Source organism: Mesorhizobium sp. M7A.F.Ca.US.011.01.1.1, assembly GCF_003998295.1.
GTDB lineage: Bacteria > Pseudomonadota > Alphaproteobacteria > Rhizobiales > Rhizobiaceae > Mesorhizobium.
The window spans coordinates 1-549 of sequence record NZ_RZRT01000231.1; the positions used below are offsets into that span (position 1 = coordinate 1).

The following is a 549-nucleotide window of genomic DNA, read 5'->3' on the forward strand; positions in this document are numbered from 1 at the left end:
GCGTCCGGATCGCACGCACCTGGATAATTCTCACATGGATTGTGCCGACCGTGGTCGTTGTCATCATCTGGCGGTGGTTGCTTTCCTCGTCGGGCGGCATGATCAACCCTCTGCTGATCCAGGCCGGCGTGATCGAGCGTCCGGTTGGTTTCTTCGCCACGCGCGAAGGCGCCATGACCACGCTGATCATGATCAATTCCTGGCGCTGGTTTCCATTCACCACACTGATGATGCTGGCTGGCCTGACGCGCATTCCGGGCGATCTCTACGAGGCGGCGCGGATTGATGGCGCTGGCACGTTCCAGCGTTTCAAGCGCATCACCTGGCCGTTGCTGCAACCGACATTGATGGTGCTCGGCGTCGTCGGCACGCTTCTGTCCTTCAACGTCTTCGATGTGATCTGGCTGCTCACCGCGGGTGGTCCATCCGGCGCGACCCAGACATTGCCTGTGCTCATCTATGAAACCGCCTTCAAGGGCTATCGTTTGAGCGAAGCTGCGACGATTTCCGTTCTCACCAGCATCCTCCTGATGGGATTTGCCTTTTTGA

1 protein-coding gene is annotated in these 549 nt (G+C 58.8%); it reads left to right on the forward strand.

Annotated elements, in window-relative coordinates; all coding sequences use genetic code 11:
- Positions 1-50 precede the first annotated feature (50 nt).
- Positions 51-549 (forward strand): sugar ABC transporter permease (locus EOA13_RS37490; RefSeq protein ID WP_245490619.1); only part of this gene is annotated, 499 nt, incomplete at its 3' end.